19 protein-coding genes are annotated in these 20,650 nt (G+C 34.0%); 13 read left to right on the forward strand and 6 right to left on the reverse strand.

What is annotated here, in order from left to right; translation table 11 throughout:
- Complete coding sequence (locus R2782_RS10280; RefSeq protein WP_371268151.1) at positions 1 to 813, forward strand: zinc-dependent peptidase; 813 nt, start codon at positions 1 to 3, stop codon at positions 811 to 813.
- Positions 814 to 904: 91 nt separating this feature from the next.
- Positions 905 to 1,324, forward strand: a complete 420-nt coding sequence (locus R2782_RS10285) for a CBS domain-containing protein (RefSeq protein WP_371268152.1) — start codon at positions 905 to 907, stop codon at positions 1,322 to 1,324.
- Position 1,325: 1 nt separating this feature from the next.
- On the opposite strand, the gene rpe is transcribed toward R2782_RS10285, so the two are convergent.
- The 6 genes from rpe to R2782_RS10315 all read right to left on the reverse strand — a co-directional run bounded on the left by rpe (position 1,326) and on the right by R2782_RS10315 (position 8,887).
- Positions 1,326 to 1,988, reverse strand: a complete 663-nt coding sequence (rpe, locus tag R2782_RS10290; RefSeq protein ID WP_371268153.1) for a ribulose-phosphate 3-epimerase — start codon at positions 1,986 to 1,988, stop codon at positions 1,326 to 1,328.
- A gap of 300 nt (positions 1,989 to 2,288) precedes the next feature.
- Positions 2,289 to 3,152: an RNA polymerase sigma factor RpoD/SigA gene (locus R2782_RS10295; RefSeq protein WP_026711939.1), complete on the reverse strand. Its 864-nt coding sequence runs from the start codon at positions 3,150 to 3,152 to the stop codon at positions 2,289 to 2,291.
- A gap of 73 nt (positions 3,153 to 3,225) precedes the next feature.
- Positions 3,226 to 5,643, reverse strand: a complete 2,418-nt coding sequence (locus tag R2782_RS10300) for a TonB-dependent receptor domain-containing protein (RefSeq protein ID WP_371268154.1) — start codon at positions 5,641 to 5,643, stop codon at positions 3,226 to 3,228.
- Between the two features lie 124 nt (positions 5,644 to 5,767).
- Entirely contained in the window at positions 5,768 to 7,927 is a 2,160-nt protein-coding gene (locus R2782_RS10305; RefSeq protein ID WP_371268155.1) for a polyribonucleotide nucleotidyltransferase, read from the reverse strand.
- A 143-nt stretch (positions 7,928 to 8,070) separates the two neighbouring features.
- A complete protein-coding gene (gene rpsO / locus R2782_RS10310; RefSeq protein ID WP_371268156.1) occupies positions 8,071 to 8,340 on the reverse strand; it encodes a 30S ribosomal protein S15 in 270 nt (89 codons plus the stop codon).
- 91 nt (positions 8,341 to 8,431) lie between these two features.
- Positions 8,432 to 8,887 (reverse strand): GAF domain-containing protein, encoded by a 456-nt coding sequence (locus R2782_RS10315; RefSeq protein WP_371268157.1) that lies wholly within the window; start codon positions 8,885 to 8,887, stop codon positions 8,432 to 8,434.
- Positions 8,888 to 8,956: 69 nt separating this feature from the next.
- On the opposite strand from R2782_RS10315, the gene xrtF reads away from it, so the two are divergent.
- From xrtF to R2782_RS10370, 11 genes are all read left to right on the forward strand, one after another.
- The gene (xrtF, locus tag R2782_RS10320; RefSeq protein WP_371268158.1) at positions 8,957 to 9,505 is read left to right on the forward strand and encodes an exosortase family protein XrtF; all 549 of its coding nucleotides are present in this window, start codon (positions 8,957 to 8,959) and stop codon (positions 9,503 to 9,505) included.
- The gene (locus R2782_RS10325; protein ID WP_371268159.1) at positions 9,489 to 9,935 is read left to right on the forward strand and encodes an exosortase F system-associated protein; all 447 of its coding nucleotides are present in this window, start codon (positions 9,489 to 9,491) and stop codon (positions 9,933 to 9,935) included. The genes xrtF and R2782_RS10325 overlap by 17 nt, the downstream gene beginning before the upstream one ends.
- A 35-nt stretch (positions 9,936 to 9,970) precedes the next feature.
- Positions 9,971 to 10,810, forward strand: coding sequence for a restriction endonuclease (locus tag R2782_RS10330; RefSeq protein WP_371268160.1), 840 nt, complete (start codon positions 9,971 to 9,973; stop codon positions 10,808 to 10,810).
- The gene (locus R2782_RS10335) at positions 10,807 to 12,162 is read left to right on the forward strand and encodes an MBL fold metallo-hydrolase RNA specificity domain-containing protein (protein WP_371268161.1); all 1,356 of its coding nucleotides are present in this window, start codon (positions 10,807 to 10,809) and stop codon (positions 12,160 to 12,162) included. The genes R2782_RS10330 and R2782_RS10335 overlap by 4 nt, the downstream gene beginning before the upstream one ends.
- A gap of 54 nt (positions 12,163 to 12,216) precedes the next feature.
- The gene (locus R2782_RS10340; protein ID WP_371268162.1) at positions 12,217 to 12,633 is read left to right on the forward strand and encodes a hypothetical protein; all 417 of its coding nucleotides are present in this window, start codon (positions 12,217 to 12,219) and stop codon (positions 12,631 to 12,633) included.
- A gap of 62 nt (positions 12,634 to 12,695) precedes the next feature.
- On the forward strand, positions 12,696 to 14,930 hold the full coding sequence (locus tag R2782_RS10345; protein WP_371268163.1) for a TonB-dependent receptor domain-containing protein: 2,235 nt from the start codon (positions 12,696 to 12,698) through the stop codon (positions 14,928 to 14,930).
- A 47-nt stretch (positions 14,931 to 14,977) separates the two neighbouring features.
- Positions 14,978 to 15,322, forward strand: coding sequence for a heavy-metal-associated domain-containing protein (locus tag R2782_RS10350; RefSeq protein ID WP_371268164.1), 345 nt, complete (start codon positions 14,978 to 14,980; stop codon positions 15,320 to 15,322).
- Positions 15,323 to 15,416: 94 nt separating this feature from the next.
- Entirely contained in the window at positions 15,417 to 15,803 is a 387-nt protein-coding gene (locus tag R2782_RS10355) for a hypothetical protein (protein ID WP_371268165.1), read from the forward strand.
- Between the two features lie 70 nt (positions 15,804 to 15,873).
- Complete coding sequence (locus tag R2782_RS10360) at positions 15,874 to 18,378, forward strand: YbcC family protein (protein WP_371268166.1); 2,505 nt, start codon at positions 15,874 to 15,876, stop codon at positions 18,376 to 18,378.
- A complete protein-coding gene (locus R2782_RS10365) occupies positions 18,371 to 20,239 on the forward strand; it encodes a proton-conducting transporter membrane subunit (protein ID WP_371268167.1) in 1,869 nt (622 codons plus the stop codon). The genes R2782_RS10360 and R2782_RS10365 overlap by 8 nt, the downstream gene beginning before the upstream one ends.
- A 17-nt stretch (positions 20,240 to 20,256) precedes the next feature.
- On the forward strand, positions 20,257 to 20,650 hold a 394-nt coding region (locus R2782_RS10370), incomplete at its 3' end, for a SulP family inorganic anion transporter (protein ID WP_371268168.1).

Raw genomic sequence — 20,650 nt, forward strand, 5'->3', positions numbered from 1 at the left:
ATGGAAAGGGTTAATTTGTTTTTTCTACTATCCGGAATGGTTGTTTTGATAGTGTTACTTATTTTGATATTTCAATCCATCGAGTTTTTTTACGGTATATTATTTAACAAACCCATTTTTTTACATTTTTATTTATCACCTAAGACACTAACAAAGGAGCAACTTAAAATAGTAGAAGAAAAAATTTCATTCTATAATAGCCTTTCTGATAAGAAAAAGAAATATTTTGAACATCGGTTAGCAACTTTTATTGAAAATTACCAATTTATAACCAAAGAAAATTTATTTCTGACGGACGAAATTAAGGTGTTAATTTCTGCGACAGCAATTAAATTGACGTTTGGCATGCGAAAATATCTGATTGATGTTTTTGACAAAATTATTGTATATCCCGAACCCTATTATTCTGTGTCTAATGATGCTTGGCACAAAGGCGAATTTAATCCAAGGATGAAGGCTATAGTGTTTTCATGGAAAGATTTTTTAGAAGGATATGAATACCACAACGACAATTTGAATTTAGGATTACACGAATTTGCTCATGCTGTTCATTTTCACGGATTGAAAAGTAACGATAAAAGTGCTATTCTTTTTACGAGAAGTTATAACAGAATAGTTGAGTATACTACCCAACCCATAGTTGCAAAGAAGTTGGTTAACTCAAATTATTTTAGAATTTATGCGTTTACAAATAGCTTTGAATTTATTGCTGTTTTATTAGAACATTTTTTTGAAACACCAAACGAGTTCAAAAAAGAATTTCCGGAGTTATTTGAAAAAGTAAGAAAAATGATAAATTTTCAATCTGTGTAAAATACAAAAAATAGAACAATTAAACTATGATTTCTATCATTTGAAAACTTTTGTTTATTGTTGAAATTTGTTCTGTTTAAAATGAATTAAGATGAAAAAGCAGGTTCCAGTTTCGACCATTATGACAAAAAATGTTATCAAACTCAATTTATCAGATGATTTAACTAAGGCTGAACAATTATTTAAGAAGCATCATATCCGTCACATACCGGTGGTTAATAGTAATAAAATAATTGGGATGTTGAGTTATACCGATTTGCTTCGCATTTCGTTTGCTGATGCTGTGGATGACGAAGCTGATGTTGTAGATGTGACAGTGTATAATATGTTTACTGTTGAGCAAGTTATGGCAAAAAAATTAGTTACCGTTTCTCCCGATACAACCATTAAAGAAACCGCTCAAATATTGTCTACAAAAGAATTTCATGCTTTACCTGTTGTGGAAGGGCAATTGTTAGTTGGCATTGTGACCACTACCGATATCATTAAATATTTATTGGAACAGTATTAGTTTAATTCGCTAACAATTTCTTTAAGTCTAAAATTGTTTGAGTTGGATTTTTTGCACCGAAAATATAACTTCCGGCTACTAATACATTAGCACCGGCATCAATGAGTTGTTCAGCGTTTTTATCGGTTACACCACCATCTATTTCTATTAAAGTATCTAATCCTTGCTCATCAATCATTTTTCTTAATTTTCTCACTTTTTGATAGGTGATGTCTTCAAACTTTTGTCCGCCAAAACCAGGATTTATCGACATGATTAAAACCATATAACATTCTGACAGAATATCTTCTAATACAGAAACAGGTGTGGTTAAATTAAGTACAACGCCAGCTTTACAGCCTGTTGCTTTTATTTGTCTTAAGGTTCTATGTAAGTGAACGGTAGATTCGTAGTGAACGGTTATGATATCTGCTCCAATTTCAGCAAACGTTTCAATGTATCGTTCCGGTTTTTCAATCATCAAATGTACATCCAATGGTTTTGTAGCATGTTTTTTTATCGCTTGAATCACAGGCATTCCATACGAAATATTAGGAACAAAATGACCATCCATAACATCAATGTGAAACCAGTCTGCTTCACTGGCATTAATCATTTCAATATCGCGTTGTAAGTTTGCAAAATCAGCAGCTAAGACGGAGGGAGCAATTAAGGTTTTTTTCATTGTGTTGTTGTTTTTGCAAAGATAGATTTTACTTTAAAAGTTTAAAAGTTTAAAAGTTTAAAAGTTTAGCTATATAAGAAAAAAAGCAAAACTCCGGAAACTCGAGCAAAGCGAACTGACTGGAGTTTTGATTCCTAAAAAAGCAAAACTCCGGTAATCAGCCGGAGTTTCAATCATCAATCAAAAAACGAACAGTTTAAACTGTTTGTAATTTTACTATTGTTAACTTTCATGTTTCAATTTCGGTAACGAAAATACAAATTCCATTTAAAAATAAAAGCTAAAAGCTATAAGAAAAATTTATCCTAAATAAGTTTTAAGTATTTTGCTTCTTGAAGTATGCTTCAATCTACGGATTGCTTTCTCTTTAATTTGGCGAACACGTTCTCTTGTTAAGTCAAAAGTTTCTCCAATTTCTTCTAGGGTCATTGGATGTTGATCACCTAAACCAAAGTACAAACGCACAACATCTGCTTCTCTTGGAGTTAAGGTTTCTAATGATCGCTCGATTTCTGTGCGAAGTGATTCATGAATCAATTCTCTATCCGGGTTCGGTGATTCTCCAGAGCGTAAAACGTCATATAAGTTTGAATCTTCTCCTTCTACCAACGGAGCATCCATGGATAAATGACGACCGGAATTTTTCATACTTTCCTTAACGTCATTAACAGTCATGTCTAATTCTTTAGCAATTTCTTCTGCTGAAGGAGCACGTTCGTTAGACTGCTCTAACAACGCATACATTTTGTTTATCTTGTTGATAGAACCAATTTTATTCAACGGCAAGCGAACAATACGCGATTGTTCAGCTAACGCTTGAAGAATCGATTGACGAATCCACCAAACAGCATACGAAATGAATTTGAATCCACGGGTTTCATCAAAACGTTGAGCGGCCTTGATAAGTCCTAAATTTCCTTCATTAATTAAATCCGGAAGAGTAAGGCCTTGATTTTGATATTGTTTAGCCACAGATACCACAAAACGCAAATTGGCTTTGGTCAACTTTTCCAAAGCACGTTGATCTCCTGCTTTAATGCGTTGAGCTAATTCTACCTCTTCATCGGCAGTAATTAAATCAACCTTTCCAATCTCTTGTAGGTATTTGTCTAGGGAAGCAGTTTCGCGATTAGTAACCTGCTTGGTGATTTTAAGCTGTCTCATTTATTTTCTACTTAAATAATAGTTTCACTTGTTTATACGTAAACATTAAATAAAAGTTACAAAAAGATAAAATTTATTTTAATCGCTCTTTTACTTCTTCATTTCCGGATTCTCTTTGATTGGCCGCTAATTTTTTATTCCCGAATTTATATGTTACGCCAATTAATATTTTTCTTTCATCAAAATAACTATTATTGAGTTGACTAACATTATTAACAAAACTTGTAAAATCAGCCTGATAGCTTCTAAAAACATCTGATGCCAACAAAATGAAGTTGAGCCCTTGTTCTTTAATAGAATAGCGAAGACCAACGTCGAGTTTGTTGTATTGAGTTCCGGAGTAATAAAATTCCCTCCTTGCACTGTGAAACTCATAATTTAACTCCGCTTTAAGCGATTTGCTTTTATTCAAATTAAACGAGTTGTACGTGAAAAAGTGATATTGAAAACCGTTTCGAGCTTCTGTGGGAACATCTTTAATAAATGTAGTTACATTATTGAAGCCATTAATTGTATTTGAACTTTCCCACCATGAAAATTTATCAAAATAGTAACTAATAGTGCCGCCAAATTGGCTTCTGTCTGCATAATTATCTCTAAAATAGCGTAAAATTGTTTCGTCACCATTTGATTGAACAATTGGAAGTTGAGCACTAGCGTCTATGGTTTTGGAGTAATAAATTTTGAAACTCAAGTTTTCTTTGTAATTATAATTTAATTCATAATTATCTGTAAAAGAAGGCTGTAAAAAAGGATTTCCTTCAGAATAGGTAAATGAATTAATATAGACTTTGAACGGGTTTAAGTGCCAAAAAATAGGTCTTCCAATTCGTTTACTGTAATTCACTGAAAAATTATGATTTTCGTTGTGTGTGTATGTTAAATAAATCGTTGGAAAAATTTGATCATAGCTAAAATTATTGGTTTGATTTTGTGTTACATCGAGCGATGTAGTTGTTCCTTCTACAATTGTATTTTCATAACGTAAACCAATTTGTGTCTGCCATTTTTTTCCGAGTGATTTTTTAAAATTAGCATAAACAGATTGTGTGTTTTCAGCATAATCAAAATCATTGGTTTGATTGATGTCTAGCAAGGGTGTTCCGCTGGAAAGATTAAAAAAAGCAATATTGCTCTTGTTTTTTACAAAGCTTAATTTTCCGCCAAAACCGTAGGTTGCCCATTTGGTAGGTAATTCTACATCTAATTTTCCACTGTAGTTTAAAATATCTTGTAAACTTGTGTTATTAGCAATAAAGCTTTGACCAATTTGAACATTTTCCGGAGTAAATTCACCAGTAGTAAAAGTTCTGTTTTGATCATCAATATACTTAAAATAGTCAAAATCTACGGCTATTTTTTTGCCTAATGTATCGAGTTGTTGAATGTAATAAACATTTAATGTATGGTTTGAACTATCATTTTTATTAGCCCCGTTTGTTAAAAATATAGAAGTTACAGCATTGTTGGCATTGTCTCGTACAGTTGTATTATTTCTGTCTTTTGCATCAGGATTATCAAGTAATCCTATGTACTTAGTTCCAATACTTGCTTTTTCTGAAATTTTATAATCCAGGGAAAAAGCTAAACGATTGATGTCGCGAGTGTCTTTACGATTTGTTCTACCTTCCCAATTTTCTGTTTCAAATCCGTTCGATATATTTTCCCAGTATTTATCATGACCGGTTTGTCGAATATAATCGGTAAAAAGACTTAATTTATTTTTGTTAAAAGTTAAACTAACACCCCCTAAATAAGAAGGATAGGAAGTTTGCATATAGTAATTACGCAAATTAACAGCCCAAGAGTCCTCGGGTGTTTTTTTTAATTTGATATTGATTAAACCACTGTTTCCTTGTGCGTCATATTTTGCAGGAGGTGTAGTAATTACTTCAATGTTTTTAATGTTTTCTGAACTAATTCCACGTAAATAGTTAATTAGTTCATTGCCGGACAAATTTACTATTTTGTCATCTATCATTACATTTACAGTGCTTTTTCCGACTATACCTATTTGATTACCGGATACAAATACACCAGGTGTAGCTTTTAATAATTCAAATCCGTCTGTTCCTGTTGAGCGAATACTGTTTTCAACATTGAAAACGGTTCTGTCAACTTGATTTTCAATCACTCTTTTTTTGGAGGTGACTTCCACGCCGGATAATACATTTGTGTTGTCGAATGATTTTAAATGACCAAGATTGATGTCTTTGGTTAATTCTAAATCGGTTTGATAAATAATAGAACCTACATAATAAAAACGAAGTGTAAAAATACCACTTGGATTTGTTAAGCTAAAAAAACCTTGATTGTCTGTTATTGTAGAAGCAACAATTTTTCCTTGTTCAAGAAGCACAATTTCCGAACTTTCAATAGGATTGTTGTTTTCATCAAAAAGTTTACCGCTTATTGTATAATCTTGACAATAAAGAGTTGAAATAAATAAGAATATAATTAGTGAAAATATTCTTTTAAGTGCTAAAATCATATATTTTTCAGAGGCTGTTTAATGCAAATATATGATTTTTGTTAATATTTTCTTAATTGTAGTACATAATTTACAAAAAAAACCGGTTCTTAATTAGAACCGGGTTTTTTGTATGAATTAGAAATTAATCTTTCTTAGGGATATCTTTTCTTTCTTCTCTGGGAGGTCTAGGTAAAAGAGCTTTTTTAGAAACTTTTTCTTTTCTGGTTTTTGGATCAATTCCTAAATATTTTACCATGAAAATATCACCCATTTTTACTACATCAGAAACATTTTCTGTTCTTTCCCAAGCCAATTCAGAAACGTGTAATAAAACTTCATTACCAGGGGCTTTTGTATATTCTACAACGGCTCCAAAATCCAACATTTTTATTACTTTAACTTCGTAGGCTTCTCCTACTTCCGGTTTAAAAACAATACTGTCTATTTTTGCTAATACTGCAGCAATTCCGTCAGGGTCTGTTCCTAATATTTCAACAACTCCTTGTTCATCTACTTCGTTAATAACGATAGTTGTTCCGGTAGCTTTTTGTAGCTCTTGAATTACTTTTCCACCCGGACCAATTAACGCTCCAATGAAAGCACCCGGAATAGTACGCATGATGATTTTAGGAGCATGCTTTTTAACATCTGCTCTAGGCGTAGCAATTGTCTCGGTAATTTTACCTAAAATATGCATACGACCTTCTCTTGCTTGTTCTAACGCTTGTTCCATAATGTCATAACGCAACCCATCAATTTTAATATCCATTTGACAAGCAGTTATTCCGTCAGCTGTTCCGGTGACCTTGAAGTCCATATCACCTAAATGATCTTCATCTCCTAAAATATCGGAAAGCACAGCAAATTTTTGACCATCTGTAATCAATCCCATCGCAATTCCGGAAACAGGTTTTGTCATTTGAACACCGGCATCCATTAACGCCATTGTTCCGGCACAAACGGTTGCCATAGAAGAAGAACCGTTAGATTCTAACACTTCAGAAACCACACGAATAGTATAAGGACAATCAGCAGGAATCATATTTTTCAGTGCTCTTTGTGCTAAGTTTCCATGTCCTACTTCTCTTCTGGATGTTCCTCTCAACGGTTTTGCTTCACCCGTAGAAAAAGGAGGGAAGTTATAATGTAAATAGAATTTTTCTTCTCCTTGTTCGCTTGGCGAATCTATTACATTTGCCTCTCTTGACGTTCCTAGTGTTACAGTAGCCAACGCTTGCGTTTCACCACGTGTAAACAAAGATGAACCATGAACAGAAGGTAAGTAATCCGTTTCGCACCAAATCGGTCTGATTTCAGTTGTTTTTCTTCCGTCTAAACGAATTCCTTTTTCAAGAATTACGTTACGAACAGCTTCTTTTTGTGTTTTATAATTGTATTTGCTCACTAATTCAGCTAAATCTGCATTTTCAGCATATTCTTCTTCAGTAAACAACGCTTTTACTTCCTCTTTTACAGCCGCAAATTTTTCACCTCTTTCGCTTTTTGCTGAAGCCTCCATGGCGATAGCATAATATTTATCATACGATACCGCTTTGATTTTTGCATAAACATTTTCATCTTCCACTTCACCTTCATAGGTTCTGTATTCCGGTGAACCCACAGCTTTGCGTAAACGTTCTTGTGCTTGAATTTGAACTTTAATCGCTTCGTGAGCAAATTTAATGGCTTCTACCATTTCTTTTTCTGAAATTTCTTTCATCTCACCTTCTACCATGGCAACTGAGTCCATGGAAGCACCAATCATCATGTCGATATCAGATAGTTCTAACTGAGCTTTACTTGGGTTAATTAAAAATTTCCCATCAACTCTTGCTACTCTTACTTCAGAAATTAAATTGTAAAAAGGTATATCCGAAACAGCTAAAGCCGCAGATGCTGCTAAACCGGCTAAAGCATCCGGCATAACATCATCATCATGACTCATCAATTGAATCATTACTTGTGTTTCTGCGTGATAATCATCCGGGAAAAGTGGACGTAAAACGCGATCCACTAATCGCATGGTTAATACTTCACTGTCACTTGGACGAGCTTCTCTTTTGAAAAATCCACCCGGAAATCTTCCCGCTGCGGCAAATTTCTCACGATAATCAACGGTAAGAGGTAAAAAGTCAACCCCTGGGTTAGCCGTTCTAGCTGATACTGCCGTTGCTAACAACATACAATCTCCTAAGCGAACCACCACAGAACCGTCTGCTTGTTTCGCTAATTTTCCGGTTTCGATTGAAATGGTACGTCCATCTCCTAAATCGATAACCTCTTTAGTTACATTTGGAATCATAAATAAATCCTTAATTTGGTATTAATATTAGGTTTTGTTGTGTTGTTGTGTGTAGTTGTTGTATAACCCAATGAAAAACCAAACTTTTTTCTTTCAAAATATATAAAACAAAAAGAGGCACTTTCGCACCTCTTTCCTATTGATTATTTTCTAATATTCAATTCTTTGATAATCTCACGATATCTGTTGATATCTTTTTTCTTCAAGTAGTCAAGAAGACTTCTTCTTTTACCTACTAATTTTACTAACGAACGTTCAGTATTATAATCGTGACGATTTCTTTTTAAATGTTCCGTTAAGTGATTGATTCTAAATGTGAACAAAGCAATTTGTCCTTCGGCAGAACCTGTGTTTTCAGCTTTTCCTCCGTGTTTAGCAAAGATTTCAGCTTTTGTTTCTTTTGTTAAATACATTCCAATATTATTTAAATGATTTTGATGTATGAAAGGGTCTTTCCCAATTCGAGTGCAAAGGTAAATTTATTTTTTGAATGAACAAGTTTTTCTAAAACAACTTTGCCACTTCTTGGGTTACAAATTCTAAAAAGCGTTCGTCTTCTGAGGTAAACGGATCCAAAACATGGCTGTCAATATCTATTTGACCTATGTTTTTTCCTTCTACAAAAATAGGAACTACAATTTCCGATTTTACCGTAAGGCTACAAGCAATATAGTTATCTTGAGCAGAAACATCCGGCACTACAAAGTTTTGGTTGGAAACGGCAACTTGCCCACAAATTCCTTTCCCGAAAGGGATAACGGTATGATCGGTTTCCGCACCAACATAAGAACCAAGGTGTAGGGTTTGGGTTTCATGGTTGGCAAAATAAAATCCTACCCAATTATAATAAGGAATGGCATCTTGTAATAACTGACAAATTTTTGTCAATTTTTCATCTTTCGAAATATCAAATTGAATGATGATTTCGGTTACTTTAGGTTTGAGGGCTTCAAAATTCATGGGATTTATTTTTTGCAAAGGTAGTCTCCAAAAATGCTTTTAATTATATATTTTTGTTAAAAAACTACTTTGAAAAGTTACTTCATTCAATATAAGCCGTTTTTAGAATTTTTATTGAAATTCTTTTTAAGCTACATCATTTTAACGCTCATTTATCAATTTTATTTGAATCGTTTTGACGAAAAAGCCTTAGAAGTGGATTCAATCACGGAGATAGTCGCACGTCAAACGCAACATACCATTCAATTTTTTGGCTATCAATCGGAGAATATTCCGCATGAAACACAAAACTCAATTAAACTTCTTGTCGAAAATAAATTTGTTGCAAGAGTAGTAGAAGGTTGTAACGCAATTAGTGTAATTATCTTATTCATTGCTTTTATTATCGCTTTTAAAGGCACATTAAAAAAGACGCTTTTTTTTATACTTTTAGGAAGTGTGTTAATTTATGTATTGAATGTAATCAGAATTGCTGTGATTGCAATAGCATTATTTCATTATCCAGAATATGAACATCTATTGCACGGTGTTGTTTTCCCATTGTTAATATATGGAATAGTTTTTTTATTATGGGTAATTTGGGTAACTAAATATTCAATTTATGGACAAAAAGAATAGTGTTTCCTTGGTAGATTGGTTGCTCATTTCTATTTGTATTTTACTATTGGCATTGATTCGCTTTTTTGAAACCCAATTGTTTTATGATCCCTTTATTATATATTTTAAAAGTGATTATTTGCAACTTCCTTTTCCAAACTATAACCCATTTAAAGTAATATTTCATTTGTTTTTGAGGTATTTTTTAAATTCAGCTTTATCATTAGCTATCATTTATCTATTATTTAAAGATGTTCGGTTAACAAAATTTGCTTTATTGCTCTACACAGTGTTGGGATTCTTTTTAATAATTGCTCTAGTAATACTTTTATCCTTCTTTGACGAAAAAAGTAATTTTGTTTTATTCTACATAAGAAGATTTCTTATTCAGCCGTTATTTTTAGTCTTATTTGTGCCGGCATTTTACTTTCAAAAAAAACAATCTCACTAATTTTTTTCGTACCTTTAGTAGAATAAAATGAATCTATGAAAGTTACAAAATTTTCCGGTGAATTAGTTTATTTTGATAAAAGTAAATTGGAAAAATCACTTCAAAAATCGGGAGCAGACCAAGTTATGGTTGACCGGATTTTGTCTGAAATCGAAAAAACGCTATACGAAGGTATTCCTACCAAAAAAATATACAAGCTCGCCTTTCAATTACTTAAAAAATTATCAAATGCACACGCAGCAAGGTATAATTTGCGAACCGCCGTGCAAAATTTGGGTCCTGCCGGATTTTATTTTGAAAAGTTCATAGCCAAATTATTTGAAAAAGAAGGATTTCAAACGCAGACTAATTTAATAGTAAACGGAAAATGTATTGCACATGAAGTGGATGTATTGCTTAAAAAAGAAAATACCATTTCCATGATAGAATGTAAATTTCATGGTAACCAAGATGCTAAAACAGATGTAAAAGTACCCCTTTATATTTTGTCTAGATTTAACGATTTAAAAAACAAAGATTTTACCGTTTTTAATTCGACCTATTCTATTGAGAACTGTTGGATAGTAACCAACAATCGTTTTACGGAAGATGCTATTCAATTTGCAGCATGTTCCGGGTTACATTTATTGAGTTGGGATTATCCGAAAGGTAATACCATTCGTAATAAAATAGATGCATATCAACTTTATCCCGTTACGTGTTTAACGACTTTGAGTTTGGCAGAGAAAAATAAATTGTTGATGCAAGAGATTATTACCGTTCAAGATTTGATTCAACATCCTGATTGGTTGCAAAAAATTGAGTTAAGTCCTCAAAGAATAAAAAATTGTCTCCGTGAAGTTAATCAATTGTGTACTCAATACAGTAAGTTATGAAAATTCATTTTTTAGGTGGAACAAGCACCGTTACAGGTTCAAAAACCCTTCTTGAGCTTGATCAAACTAGAATTTTGGTGGATTGTGGGTTATTTCAAGGAATCAAATCTTTACGAGATTTAAACTGGCAACCTTTAGCAATCGACCCATCTACGATAGATTTTGTTTTGCTAACCCACGGACATCTCGACCATTGTGGGTGGTTACCTTTATTAGTGAAATATGGCTTTAAAGGAAAAATATTTTGTACCGCTCCAACCAAGCAAATTTCAAAACTAATTTTAGCCGATAGTGCCAAAATTCAAGAGGAAGAAGCTTCAAAAGCGAATCAAGAACATTTCTCCAGACATAATCCTGCCGAGCCTCTATACACCGTTACAGATGCTGAACGGGTAACGCCATTTTTTAGAGTAGTGGAACCCAATTTGGAAATAAAATTAACAGACGACTGTTTTTTTAAATTTTTTCCATCTGCACATATCCTAGGAGCTTGTTCTATTGAATTACATGCTGAAGATAAAATACTTATTTTTTCAGGTGATGTGGGGCAAGATGATGATGTGCTTATGCATCCTCCCCAAAAACCAAGAATGGGCGATTACATCTTTTTAGAATCTACTTATGGTAATCGACTCCATCCTCAAAATGATATTCTATTTGATGTAGAAAAAATTATTAATACAACGATTAGTTGCGGAGGAAATGTTATCATTCCCAGTTTTGCTGTTGAACGCGTACAAACCGTGATGTATTTGATTTGGCAGTTGCGTTTGCAAAATCGCATTCCAAGCGTACCTTATATAATTGATACGCCTATGGGAATCAAAGTTTTAGATGTTTTTAATGACAATCCGAAATGGCATAAATTGAATCCGCATGAATGTGAAGAAATGTGTAAAATGTTTACCATGATTTCCGATTATGAAGATACCATCAATGCCATTTATGACAAAAGACCTAAAGTGGTGATTGCCGCGAGTGGAATGATTACGGGCGGAAGAGTATTATCATATCTAGAACGCCACATTGATAAACCGGAAAACACAGTGATGTTGGTTGGCTATCAAGCAGAAGGAACTCGTGGGCGAAAATTATTGGAAGGTGCCAAAGAAATCAAGTTTTTTGGAAAATATTATCCTGTAGAAGCCAAAGTGGTTTTAGTTGAAGGACTTTCGGCTCATGGCGACCAAAAAGATTTACTTAATTGGCTTAGTGATTTACAACAAAAACCCCAAAAAATATTTTTAGTGCATGGCGAAAATGAAGCAGCGGATACATTGCGGACAAAGATTTCTGAGCAATATGACTACGAAGCTATGGTTCCGCTTTTGGGTCAAGTATTTGAGATTTAATTCAATTAACAATTTTTTTAATCAACCTAAATTAAAAAAAAGTAACTTTGCAGTATGAATTTCAAAAAACACATAAGTGTAATAATGGCTTTTTATTTGCTGATTTCTTCCAGCGGATTGGCTTTTAATGTACATTATTGTGGTGATACAATCGCATCCGTTTCCTCTGTTTTTCATACGGAAGAGCCTTGTGAAATGGAAGTTCATTCTGAAGAGAAAGTATGTTGTGCCATTTCTTCTGATACCCACGACGGTTGTTGTTCCGATGAAACCATTCAAGCTGATTTGGATGATGTGGTGATCAAACAACTGCATTTTGATTTGGATTATTTTTCGGTTTTACCCGTTTTAGCATTTACTTTTTTTACTCCTAGTGAGGAGTCAATCGATAATCAAATTTTAGATTATTATTGCGATGCTAATGCACCGCCGCTGTATCAATTGTACTCTCAATACGTTTTTTACGCCTGATTTTAAAGTAAACAGCATTTCACATTAGTGAAAAAATTATGTTTAATTTAAAATCGTTTTTAATGAAAAAACAACTCATAGGATTTGTGTTTTTACTGATATCTTCCTTTTTTTTCGCACAAGAAAAAGTAACAGGTAAAATCACATTTGATACAAATCAACCTTTACAAGGAGCCAACATTTATTGGCAAAATACACAAATAGGAACGGTTTCTGATGAAAAAGGAATTTTTTCAATTCCGTTTACTACTGAAAATAACATTTTAGTCATCAGTTATGTGGGTTTTAAAACTGTTCAAATTACTGTAGCAGAGCCCAAATATATTACGCAGGATTTAGAATTTGATAATACTTTAGATGAAGTGACGTTAACGAAAGTTAGAAAATCACTTCAAAAAAATTATTTGGCACCGGCCAATGTACAGACTATGACTAGCAAAGAGTTGCTCAAAGCGGCCTGTTGTAATTTGTCTGAAAGTTTTGAAACCAATCCCTCTATTGATGTCAATTTCTCAGATGCCGTCTCCGGTAGTCGTCAAATCAGAATGTTGGGCTTAACCAGTCCGTATATTTTGATGACTGAGGAGAATATTCCGGCGATTCGTGGAGCTTCACAAGCGTACGGACTTTCCTTTGTCCCCGGAACTTGGGTAGAAAGCATTCAAATTACTAAAGGTGCCGGTTCGGTTGCCAATGGTTTTGAAAGTATTTCGGGCCAAATTAATTACGAAATGATAAAACCGCACAATGATATTCCGTTCTTTTTAAATGCATATGGTTCTACCGATTCTCGTTTTGAATTGAATACACATTTCAATAAAAAAGTGACTGATAAATGGGCAACCAGTTTATTCCTTCATGGTAATGCACGGGTTACTAAAAACGATATGAATGATGACGGATTTTTAGATAATCCTATCGGAAAACAAATCAATGCCATCAACCGTTGGCAATATACCGATGCCGAAAAAGGGTGGGTGAGTTTTATCAACTTTCGATACATGAATGATGAGAAACAAACCGGTCAAGTTGATTTTGATCCGGATAGAGATATAGGCACTACCAACTTCTGGGGTTCTGAAATCAATACGGAAAAATTGGATATTTCTTCTAAAATTGGGTATGTTTCTCCCGAAATTCCTTGGCGAACCATAGGTTTTCAAAACGCATTCAATTATCACAAACAAAATTCGTATTTTGGATTAAATCAATATGATGTTACACAACGTAGTTTTTATTCCAATTTGGTTTACAATTCTATTTTGAGTAATACATTACACAAATTTGCAACGGGTTTAAATTTCACGTACGATCAGTTCTCAGAAAATGTAAATCAAATTGATTTTAGTAGAATTGATAATTCCGTTGGTGCTTTCTTTGAATATACCTACTGCAATGATGATGACTTAAGTTATGTTTTGGGAGGTAGAGTAGATTACCACAATCGATTGGGTGTTTTTGTAACACCAAGAGCACATTTGCGATATAAACCTTTTGAAAAAACCACTTTCAGACTTTCAGCCGGAAGAGGAAAACGCAGTGCTAATATTTTTGCTGAAAATCAGCAGCTATTCGCATCGTCTCGTCAATTTCAAATTTTGGATACACAAGGTAGAATTTATGGTTTAGATGCTGAGATAGCCTGGAATTACGGATTTAGTTTTCTTCAAGAATTTAAAGTTTTTGGCAAGGAAGCCGAATTTTCAGTCGATTTTTACCGAACCGATTTTCAAAATCAGGTGGTGGTTGATGTCGATAACAGTCCGCAGCAAGTTCTTTTTTACAATTTGGATGGAAAATCTTTTGCCAATAGTTTGCAAGTGGATTTGAGTTATTCACTTTCACATCACTTCAACATAAGAACGGCGTATAAGTTTTATGAAGTGCAAAACACTTATACTATAGGTCAAGTTGAAAGACCTTTACAAGCCAAACATCGTTTTTTTACGAATATCGCTTATGAAACGCACGTAAAAGAAAAAGGGCAACAGTGGAAATTTGATTTCACCTACAATTGGATGGGAAAGCAACGTTTACCACGTACACAATCTAATCCGGATGAGTACCGTTTGAAAGAATTTACTAACCCTTTTTCTGTAATGAATGCACAAATAACCAAAACATTTTCTAAAACATTTGAAATCTATGTTGGAGCTGAAAATCTAGGCAATTACCAACAAGAAAATGCAATTTTAGGAAGTAATGACCCTTTTGGTGCCTATTTTGATAGCTCAATGGTCTATGCTCCTGTTTTTGGTGCAATGTTTTACACGGGATTGCGTTTTAAAATTCAGTAACAAAAATCAATAGAAATATAAAAATTAATAATAAAAACAATAATTCAATGAAAAAAATAATTTTAGTACTGATGATTTCTTTAATGGGAATTTCAGTTCAAGCACAAGAGAAGAAAAACAAAAATGCCAAATACGATATTGAAGTAAACGGCAATTGCGATATGTGTAAAAAACGTATCGAAAAAGCAGCTTTGTCTGTAAAAGGTGTGAAATCTGCTGTTTGGCATGCAGATCATCAGGATATGCATTTGATTTTGGATGAGACTAAATGTTCAATTGATCAAGTTCACCAAGCAGTAGCAAAAGTGGGTCATGATACCGACAAAGTAAAAGCTTCAGATGAAGCCTATGACAATCTTCACGGTTGTTGTAAGTTTGACAGAAAACAATAAATTTAAAATTCCGATAACGTTATCGGAATTTTTTTTTTGAATTTGATTTTTGTTAACCTATTTTCATTTACATTTGACCCATAATTTCACACATTTGAAAACGGTAAAAGACACATGTAATAACCACAAAGGATATTTTTCCTTTCTGCTACTTTTTGTCTTTTTATATTCAGGTTTTGTTAGAGGTTATGTCGTTACCGATTTCTCTTTTCAACCGGTAAAAAAATCAATCCAGGCTTCTAAAAATACTCAAGTTGCTTCTCAACAAGATTATATCATTATTTTTAATGCGATCAATCAATTTGAAAAAAATGATTCCGAATCGGATGATTTGCACCACGATTTTATTTCTTTTGAAACGGTAACCACTATTGTATCTTATGCTGTAAATGTTACTATTTCTCCCAAATTAAAATTTGCCAAGGCAATTAATCTTCCGCTTTACGATTTGTTTTGTAAGTGGAAGTTTCATCTTTCTTAATACACATTTTTATTTTATTGTAAGGAGTCTCCTTACGACTTTCACTGTGTATTAATCTATTTCATTTTCAATGAAAACACATTCAATTGGTTTTGATGAACAGGCCGTTCTTCACAAACTAGCTCATTATTTACCGGCTCAAAATCCGTTAAAAGATTTTGTGCATCACAATACTTTGCACGCTTTTCAAGAATTACCCTTTCATAAAGCCTTGCACAAAGCCACAACTATTTTTGGCTACAAAACCTATTTGCCTTTGTCTGATTTTAGAAATCGTTTTGCCAAAGGTGAAATAAAGGAAGCTGTCTTAGACCGAATAATTTTCCAACAAAAAGGAGAAGAAAATAGCTTTTTATGGAAAGATAAAATGTTGCATCAATCCTATGACGAATCGGTTTCGCCTAGAATTGGCAGTTTACGTTCCAATTGGAAAAAGTTCTATGCTATCAATTTGGAAAAATCTACGCATAGTTTGTTGTTCCGTATTTTGTGTAGTTACCTCGATCAAGGTATCGCTATTTGGAATTTTCCGGTGCATGACAAAGGTTTTTTGTCTTCTATCAGAGAATTGGAAAAAAATACATTTAAAGGAATTTTTTCGTCCCCAAGAGCCAAAAAGTTATTACAAGAAAGAGCCACCATTACTCAACTTTTGGAAATTGTAGTAGGAAAAGAATCGTTGTTTGAAACGTATTTGTTTGATCAACAATTCGGTCATCCGGGTTGGAGTGGCATGGTGGCAACCATCGAGAGCAATCCGAATTCGTTATTAGATTTTAAAAAAATCACCCTAGAAGAATTGATTCAACTGGAACTTTTGTTGGAAATAGATACTTTAGATACCAAATTTCATGATATTTGGGCTCCTCTTGGATTTAAAGTGGAAAATCAATCCTTTGCATTGTTTGATAGCATTGCAGACATTGAATTGTTTGAAGTGTTATCGCTTTGGCAGCAAGCCTTAGAATGGACGTTTTATGACTCGGTTTTAGCTAATTTAAAAAAGGTTGAAGAAGAACCTAAACAAGCAATACCAAGTTTTCAAGGTTTGTTTTGTATGGACGACAGAGAATGTTCGTTCCGAAGACACATTGAGCATTTGGATGATAAAGCTGCAACTTTTGGAACGGCTGCTTTTTTTAATTTTGAGTTTTTCTACCAACCGGTCAATGGAAAATTTTATACCAAATTATGTCCGGCTCCGGTGACTCCAAAATTTTTAGTAAAAGAAGAACATAGAAAGAAAAAGCAAGCCAAAGATTTGCATTATCACAAGCAATCGCATTCGTTGTTTTTAGGTTGGATTATCAGTCAAACCTTGGGATTTTCTTCTGCATGGAAATTGTTTTTAAACATTTTCAAACCGTCCATGTCACCCGCCACTACTGCTTCATTCAAGCATTTGCATAAAAAATCGAAGTTAGTGATTGAAAATACCGGCACTACGCCCAAAGAAGGCGATTTACAAGTTGGTTTTACCATTGATGAAATGGCCAATAGAGTAGAAGGTCTTTTGAAAAGTATCGGTTTGGTTTCTAATTTTTCTTCTTTGGTTTATGTCGTGGGTCATGGTGCAACAAGTGTAAACAATACGCATTATGCGGGTTACGATTGTGGAGCTTGTTCCGGAAGACCCAGTTCTGTAAATGCTAAAGTAGCCAGTTTTGCGGCAAACCATCCAAAAGTGAGGGCTATTCTGAAAGATCGTGGAATTGTAATACCTGATTCGACCCAGTTTTTGCCTGCTTTACATGATACAACTCGTGATGAAATTGCTTTTTATGACGAAGATTCACTAACCGAGGAAAACAAAAAATTGCATGAGCAAAATAAAATCACGTTTGCTAAAGCATTACAATACAATGCCAAAGAACGAAGCAGACGTTTTGATACGATAAATACGAATGCATCGTTGAGAAAAGTGCATGAAAAAGTAAAATTACGCTCGGTTTCCTTGTTTGAACCTCGTCCGGAGTTGAATCATGCCACAAATGCAATGTGCATTGTTGGGAGGAGAAATTTGTCGAAACAGCTTTTTTTAGACCGTCGTTCTTTTTTGAATTCCTATGATTATCAAGTGGATCCATCGGGAGAATATTTAGCCGTGATACTGGGTGCGGTTGCTCCGGTAGGAGGTGGCATCAATTTGGAATATTATTTTTCCAGAGTTGATAACCAAAAGTTAGGAGCTGGCTCTAAATTACCGCACAATGTGATGGGATTAATTGGGGTAGCCAACGGAATTGATGGCGATTTACGTCCCGGTTTGCCTAGTCAAATGATTGAAGTGCATGACCCTTTACGATTGTTAGTGATTGCCGAACATTTTCCGGAAAAAGTAATGTATGCCATTACCAAAAATCCGGCCACGTATGAATGGTTTCAAAACGATTGGGTAAAACTGGTGGCGGTTCATCCGGAAACCAAAAAATCGTATGTATTTACAAATGAAAAATTTGAGTTGTATGAAACCATTCAGCAACCCCATTTCATTGTTGATGAATTAAAACTGGCAGAATCTACCAAAGAAAATCTTCCGGTAAGTATCCTTTCTAATGTTTTGAGCCATGAATGAGTTTTTGCAATTTTTTATTTTATTTCCGTTTTTGGGTTTTATCATTAGTTTTTTTTTACCCGAAGCCAAAGAAAAAACCATCTCCTGGATAGCTTTTGGTACTGTTTTTATACAGCTAATCGGAATTACAGCCTTTATTATTTGGTGGTTGTTTGAGGGAGCCTCCGATTTAAATTTGGTGAAACTTTCCGTTCTAAAAACCGCTCATTATGAGTTTTTTATAGATTTTTATTTTGATAAAGTTTCGGCCGTTTATTTGTTTATAGGAGCTTTACTAACTTCAATGATTACCACTTATAGTCGGTATTATTTGCATCGCGAAAAAGGATACAAACGTTTTTTTAATACCGTTTTGTTTTTCTTTTTCGGATATAATTTAGCGATATTATCCGGAAACTTTGAAACGTTATTTATAGGTTGGGAAATTATCGGTATTTCTTCCTTTTTATTAATCGCTTTTTATAGAGAACGTTATCTTCCGGTTAAAAACGCCTTTAAAGTATTTTCGATTTATCGGATTGGCGATGTGGGATTGTTGTTAGCCATGTGGGCAAGTCATCATTTGTTTCATGAAAACATAACCTTCATGAAATTGAATAATTATGAAATGGTGAGCGAGCATTTACAAAATCATTCAATTATTGGACTATTCATTGCACTTTGTTTGGCTTGTGCTGCGGCTGCAAAATCGGCTCAAATCCCTTTTTCATCGTGGTTACCTCGAGCTATGGAAGGGCCAACGCCTTCGAGTGCCATTTTTTATGGTTCATTGTCTGTTCATTTAGGTGTTTTTCTCATGTTGCGAACATTTCCGTTTTGGGAACATCAAACAGCCATTCGAATAGCAATTGGTTTGATGGGCTTAACCACAAGTTTGATGGCTTCATTAATGGCACGTGTTCAATCATCCGTAAAAAGTCAAGTAGCGTATAGTTCAATTGGACAAATTGGGATTATTTTTATTGAAATCGCTTTAGGTTTTGAAACATTAGCATTGATTCACTTTGCCGGAAATGCTTTTTTACGCACCTATCAATTATTGGTTTCTCCTTCTGTAGTTAGTTACATGATTCGCGATCAGTTTTATCATTATAAACCCAAAGAGAAGGCCATTGAAGATTCGTATCCCAAAAAAATAGAATATACTTTGTATATTTTGGCTTTGAAAGAATTCAATTTAGAAGGATTTTTGAACATGGTGCTTTGGCGACCATTAAAGATTATTGGCAAATCGTTAGATTTTTTAAATATCAAGCGGATCTATTTATTCTTTATTCCGCTTTATTTGATTGGATTTTTAATGTATAAATTCAGAGTTGAGTTACCTAGTCAAATAGCCAACATACTTCCGGAAATTTTTGCATTCATCGGATTGGTTTTTGTTTTCAAATCATTTTCCGAACGCAAAAGTCCTTTTCTAGCATGGATACTGATTGTCATGAATCATTTTTGGATTGCATTGGCCATCGTATTTAATGATAAAGTGAGTGTAAGCGAAATTGTTTATTATTTGGCGGGTGTTGTAGTTGCCGGAATAATTGGATATATAGCATTACTTCAGTTGAGAAAATTGGAAAGAAGAATCTTGATTAGCCAATATTTGGGTCATGTTTATGAACATCCAAAATTTGCTTTTTTCTTTTTATTGGCCACGCTCGGCATCACCGGATTTCCAATTACATCCACATTTATAGGTGAAGATTTGATTTTTAGTCATATTGATAGCCAACAACTTTTCTTGGCCTTTTTTGCGGCATCGAGTTTTGTAGTTTCCGGAATTGCCGGTATCCGAATTTATGCTCGCTTATTCTTGGGCCCTCACGTGAAAACGTATCATGAATTACCTTATCGTTCCTCTTAAAATTTTTTAAAATAAATATGAAATCAACTATAAATAAATATGTTCCTGCTGATGGATTGGCAGGATTAAAAGAAAATTTTAAATCTGATGCTATTTCAGGTTTTATTGTATTTTTATTGGCTTTGCCTTTAAGTTTAGGCATTGCAAAAGCTTCTGATTTTCCACCTATTATGGGTTTAATTACGGCCATAATTGGAGGAGTTGTAGTTTCCTTTTTTATGGGTTCTCGTTTGACCATCAAAGGTCCTGCTGCCGGTCTAATTGTGATTGTTGCCGGAGCTGTTGCTGAGTTTGGTCAAGGTGACAATCAATTGGGTTGGAAACTTGCTTTAGGAGCCATGGTCGTTGCAGGAGTAATTCAAATTTTATTCGGAATATTAAAATTGGGTAAACTAGCCGACTTTTTTCCGC

This window comes from Flavobacterium sp., assembly GCF_041392085.1.
Taxonomy (GTDB): Bacteria; Bacteroidota; Bacteroidia; order Flavobacteriales; family Flavobacteriaceae; genus Flavobacterium.

Coding starts and splice junctions, on each gene's coding strand:
- R2782_RS10335 (WP_371268161.1), top strand. CDS start 10,807: ATGAAAATTCATTTTTTAGGTGGAACAAGCACCGTTACAGGTTCAAAA.
- R2782_RS10350 (WP_371268164.1), top strand. CDS start 14,978: ATGAAAAAAATAATTTTAGTACTGATGATTTCTTTAATGGGAATTTCA.
- R2782_RS10360 (WP_371268166.1), top strand. CDS start 15,874: ATGAAAACACATTCAATTGGTTTTGATGAACAGGCCGTTCTTCACAAA.
- R2782_RS10330 (WP_371268160.1), top strand. CDS start 9,971: ATGAAAGTTACAAAATTTTCCGGTGAATTAGTTTATTTTGATAAAAGT.
- rpsO (WP_371268156.1), bottom strand. CDS start 8,340: ATGTATTTAACAAAAGAAACAAAAGCTGAAATCTTTGCTAAACACGGA.
- R2782_RS10365 (WP_371268167.1), top strand. CDS start 18,371: ATGAATGAGTTTTTGCAATTTTTTATTTTATTTCCGTTTTTGGGTTTT.
- R2782_RS10280 (WP_371268151.1), top strand. CDS start 1: ATGGAAAGGGTTAATTTGTTTTTTCTACTATCCGGAATGGTTGTTTTG.
- R2782_RS10305 (WP_371268155.1), bottom strand. CDS start 7,927: ATGATTCCAAATGTAACTAAAGAGGTTATCGATTTAGGAGATGGACGT.
- R2782_RS10345 (WP_371268163.1), top strand. CDS start 12,696: ATGAAAAAACAACTCATAGGATTTGTGTTTTTACTGATATCTTCCTTT.
- R2782_RS10325 (WP_371268159.1), top strand. CDS start 9,489: ATGGACAAAAAGAATAGTGTTTCCTTGGTAGATTGGTTGCTCATTTCT.
- R2782_RS10295 (WP_026711939.1), bottom strand. CDS start 3,152: ATGAGACAGCTTAAAATCACCAAGCAGGTTACTAATCGCGAAACTGCT.
- R2782_RS10340 (WP_371268162.1), top strand. CDS start 12,217: ATGAATTTCAAAAAACACATAAGTGTAATAATGGCTTTTTATTTGCTG.
- R2782_RS10315 (WP_371268157.1), bottom strand. CDS start 8,887: ATGAATTTTGAAGCCCTCAAACCTAAAGTAACCGAAATCATCATTCAA.
- R2782_RS10300 (WP_371268154.1), bottom strand. CDS start 5,643: ATGATTTTAGCACTTAAAAGAATATTTTCACTAATTATATTCTTATTT.
- R2782_RS10285 (WP_371268152.1), top strand. CDS start 905: ATGAAAAAGCAGGTTCCAGTTTCGACCATTATGACAAAAAATGTTATC.
- rpe (WP_371268153.1), bottom strand. CDS start 1,988: ATGAAAAAAACCTTAATTGCTCCCTCCGTCTTAGCTGCTGATTTTGCA.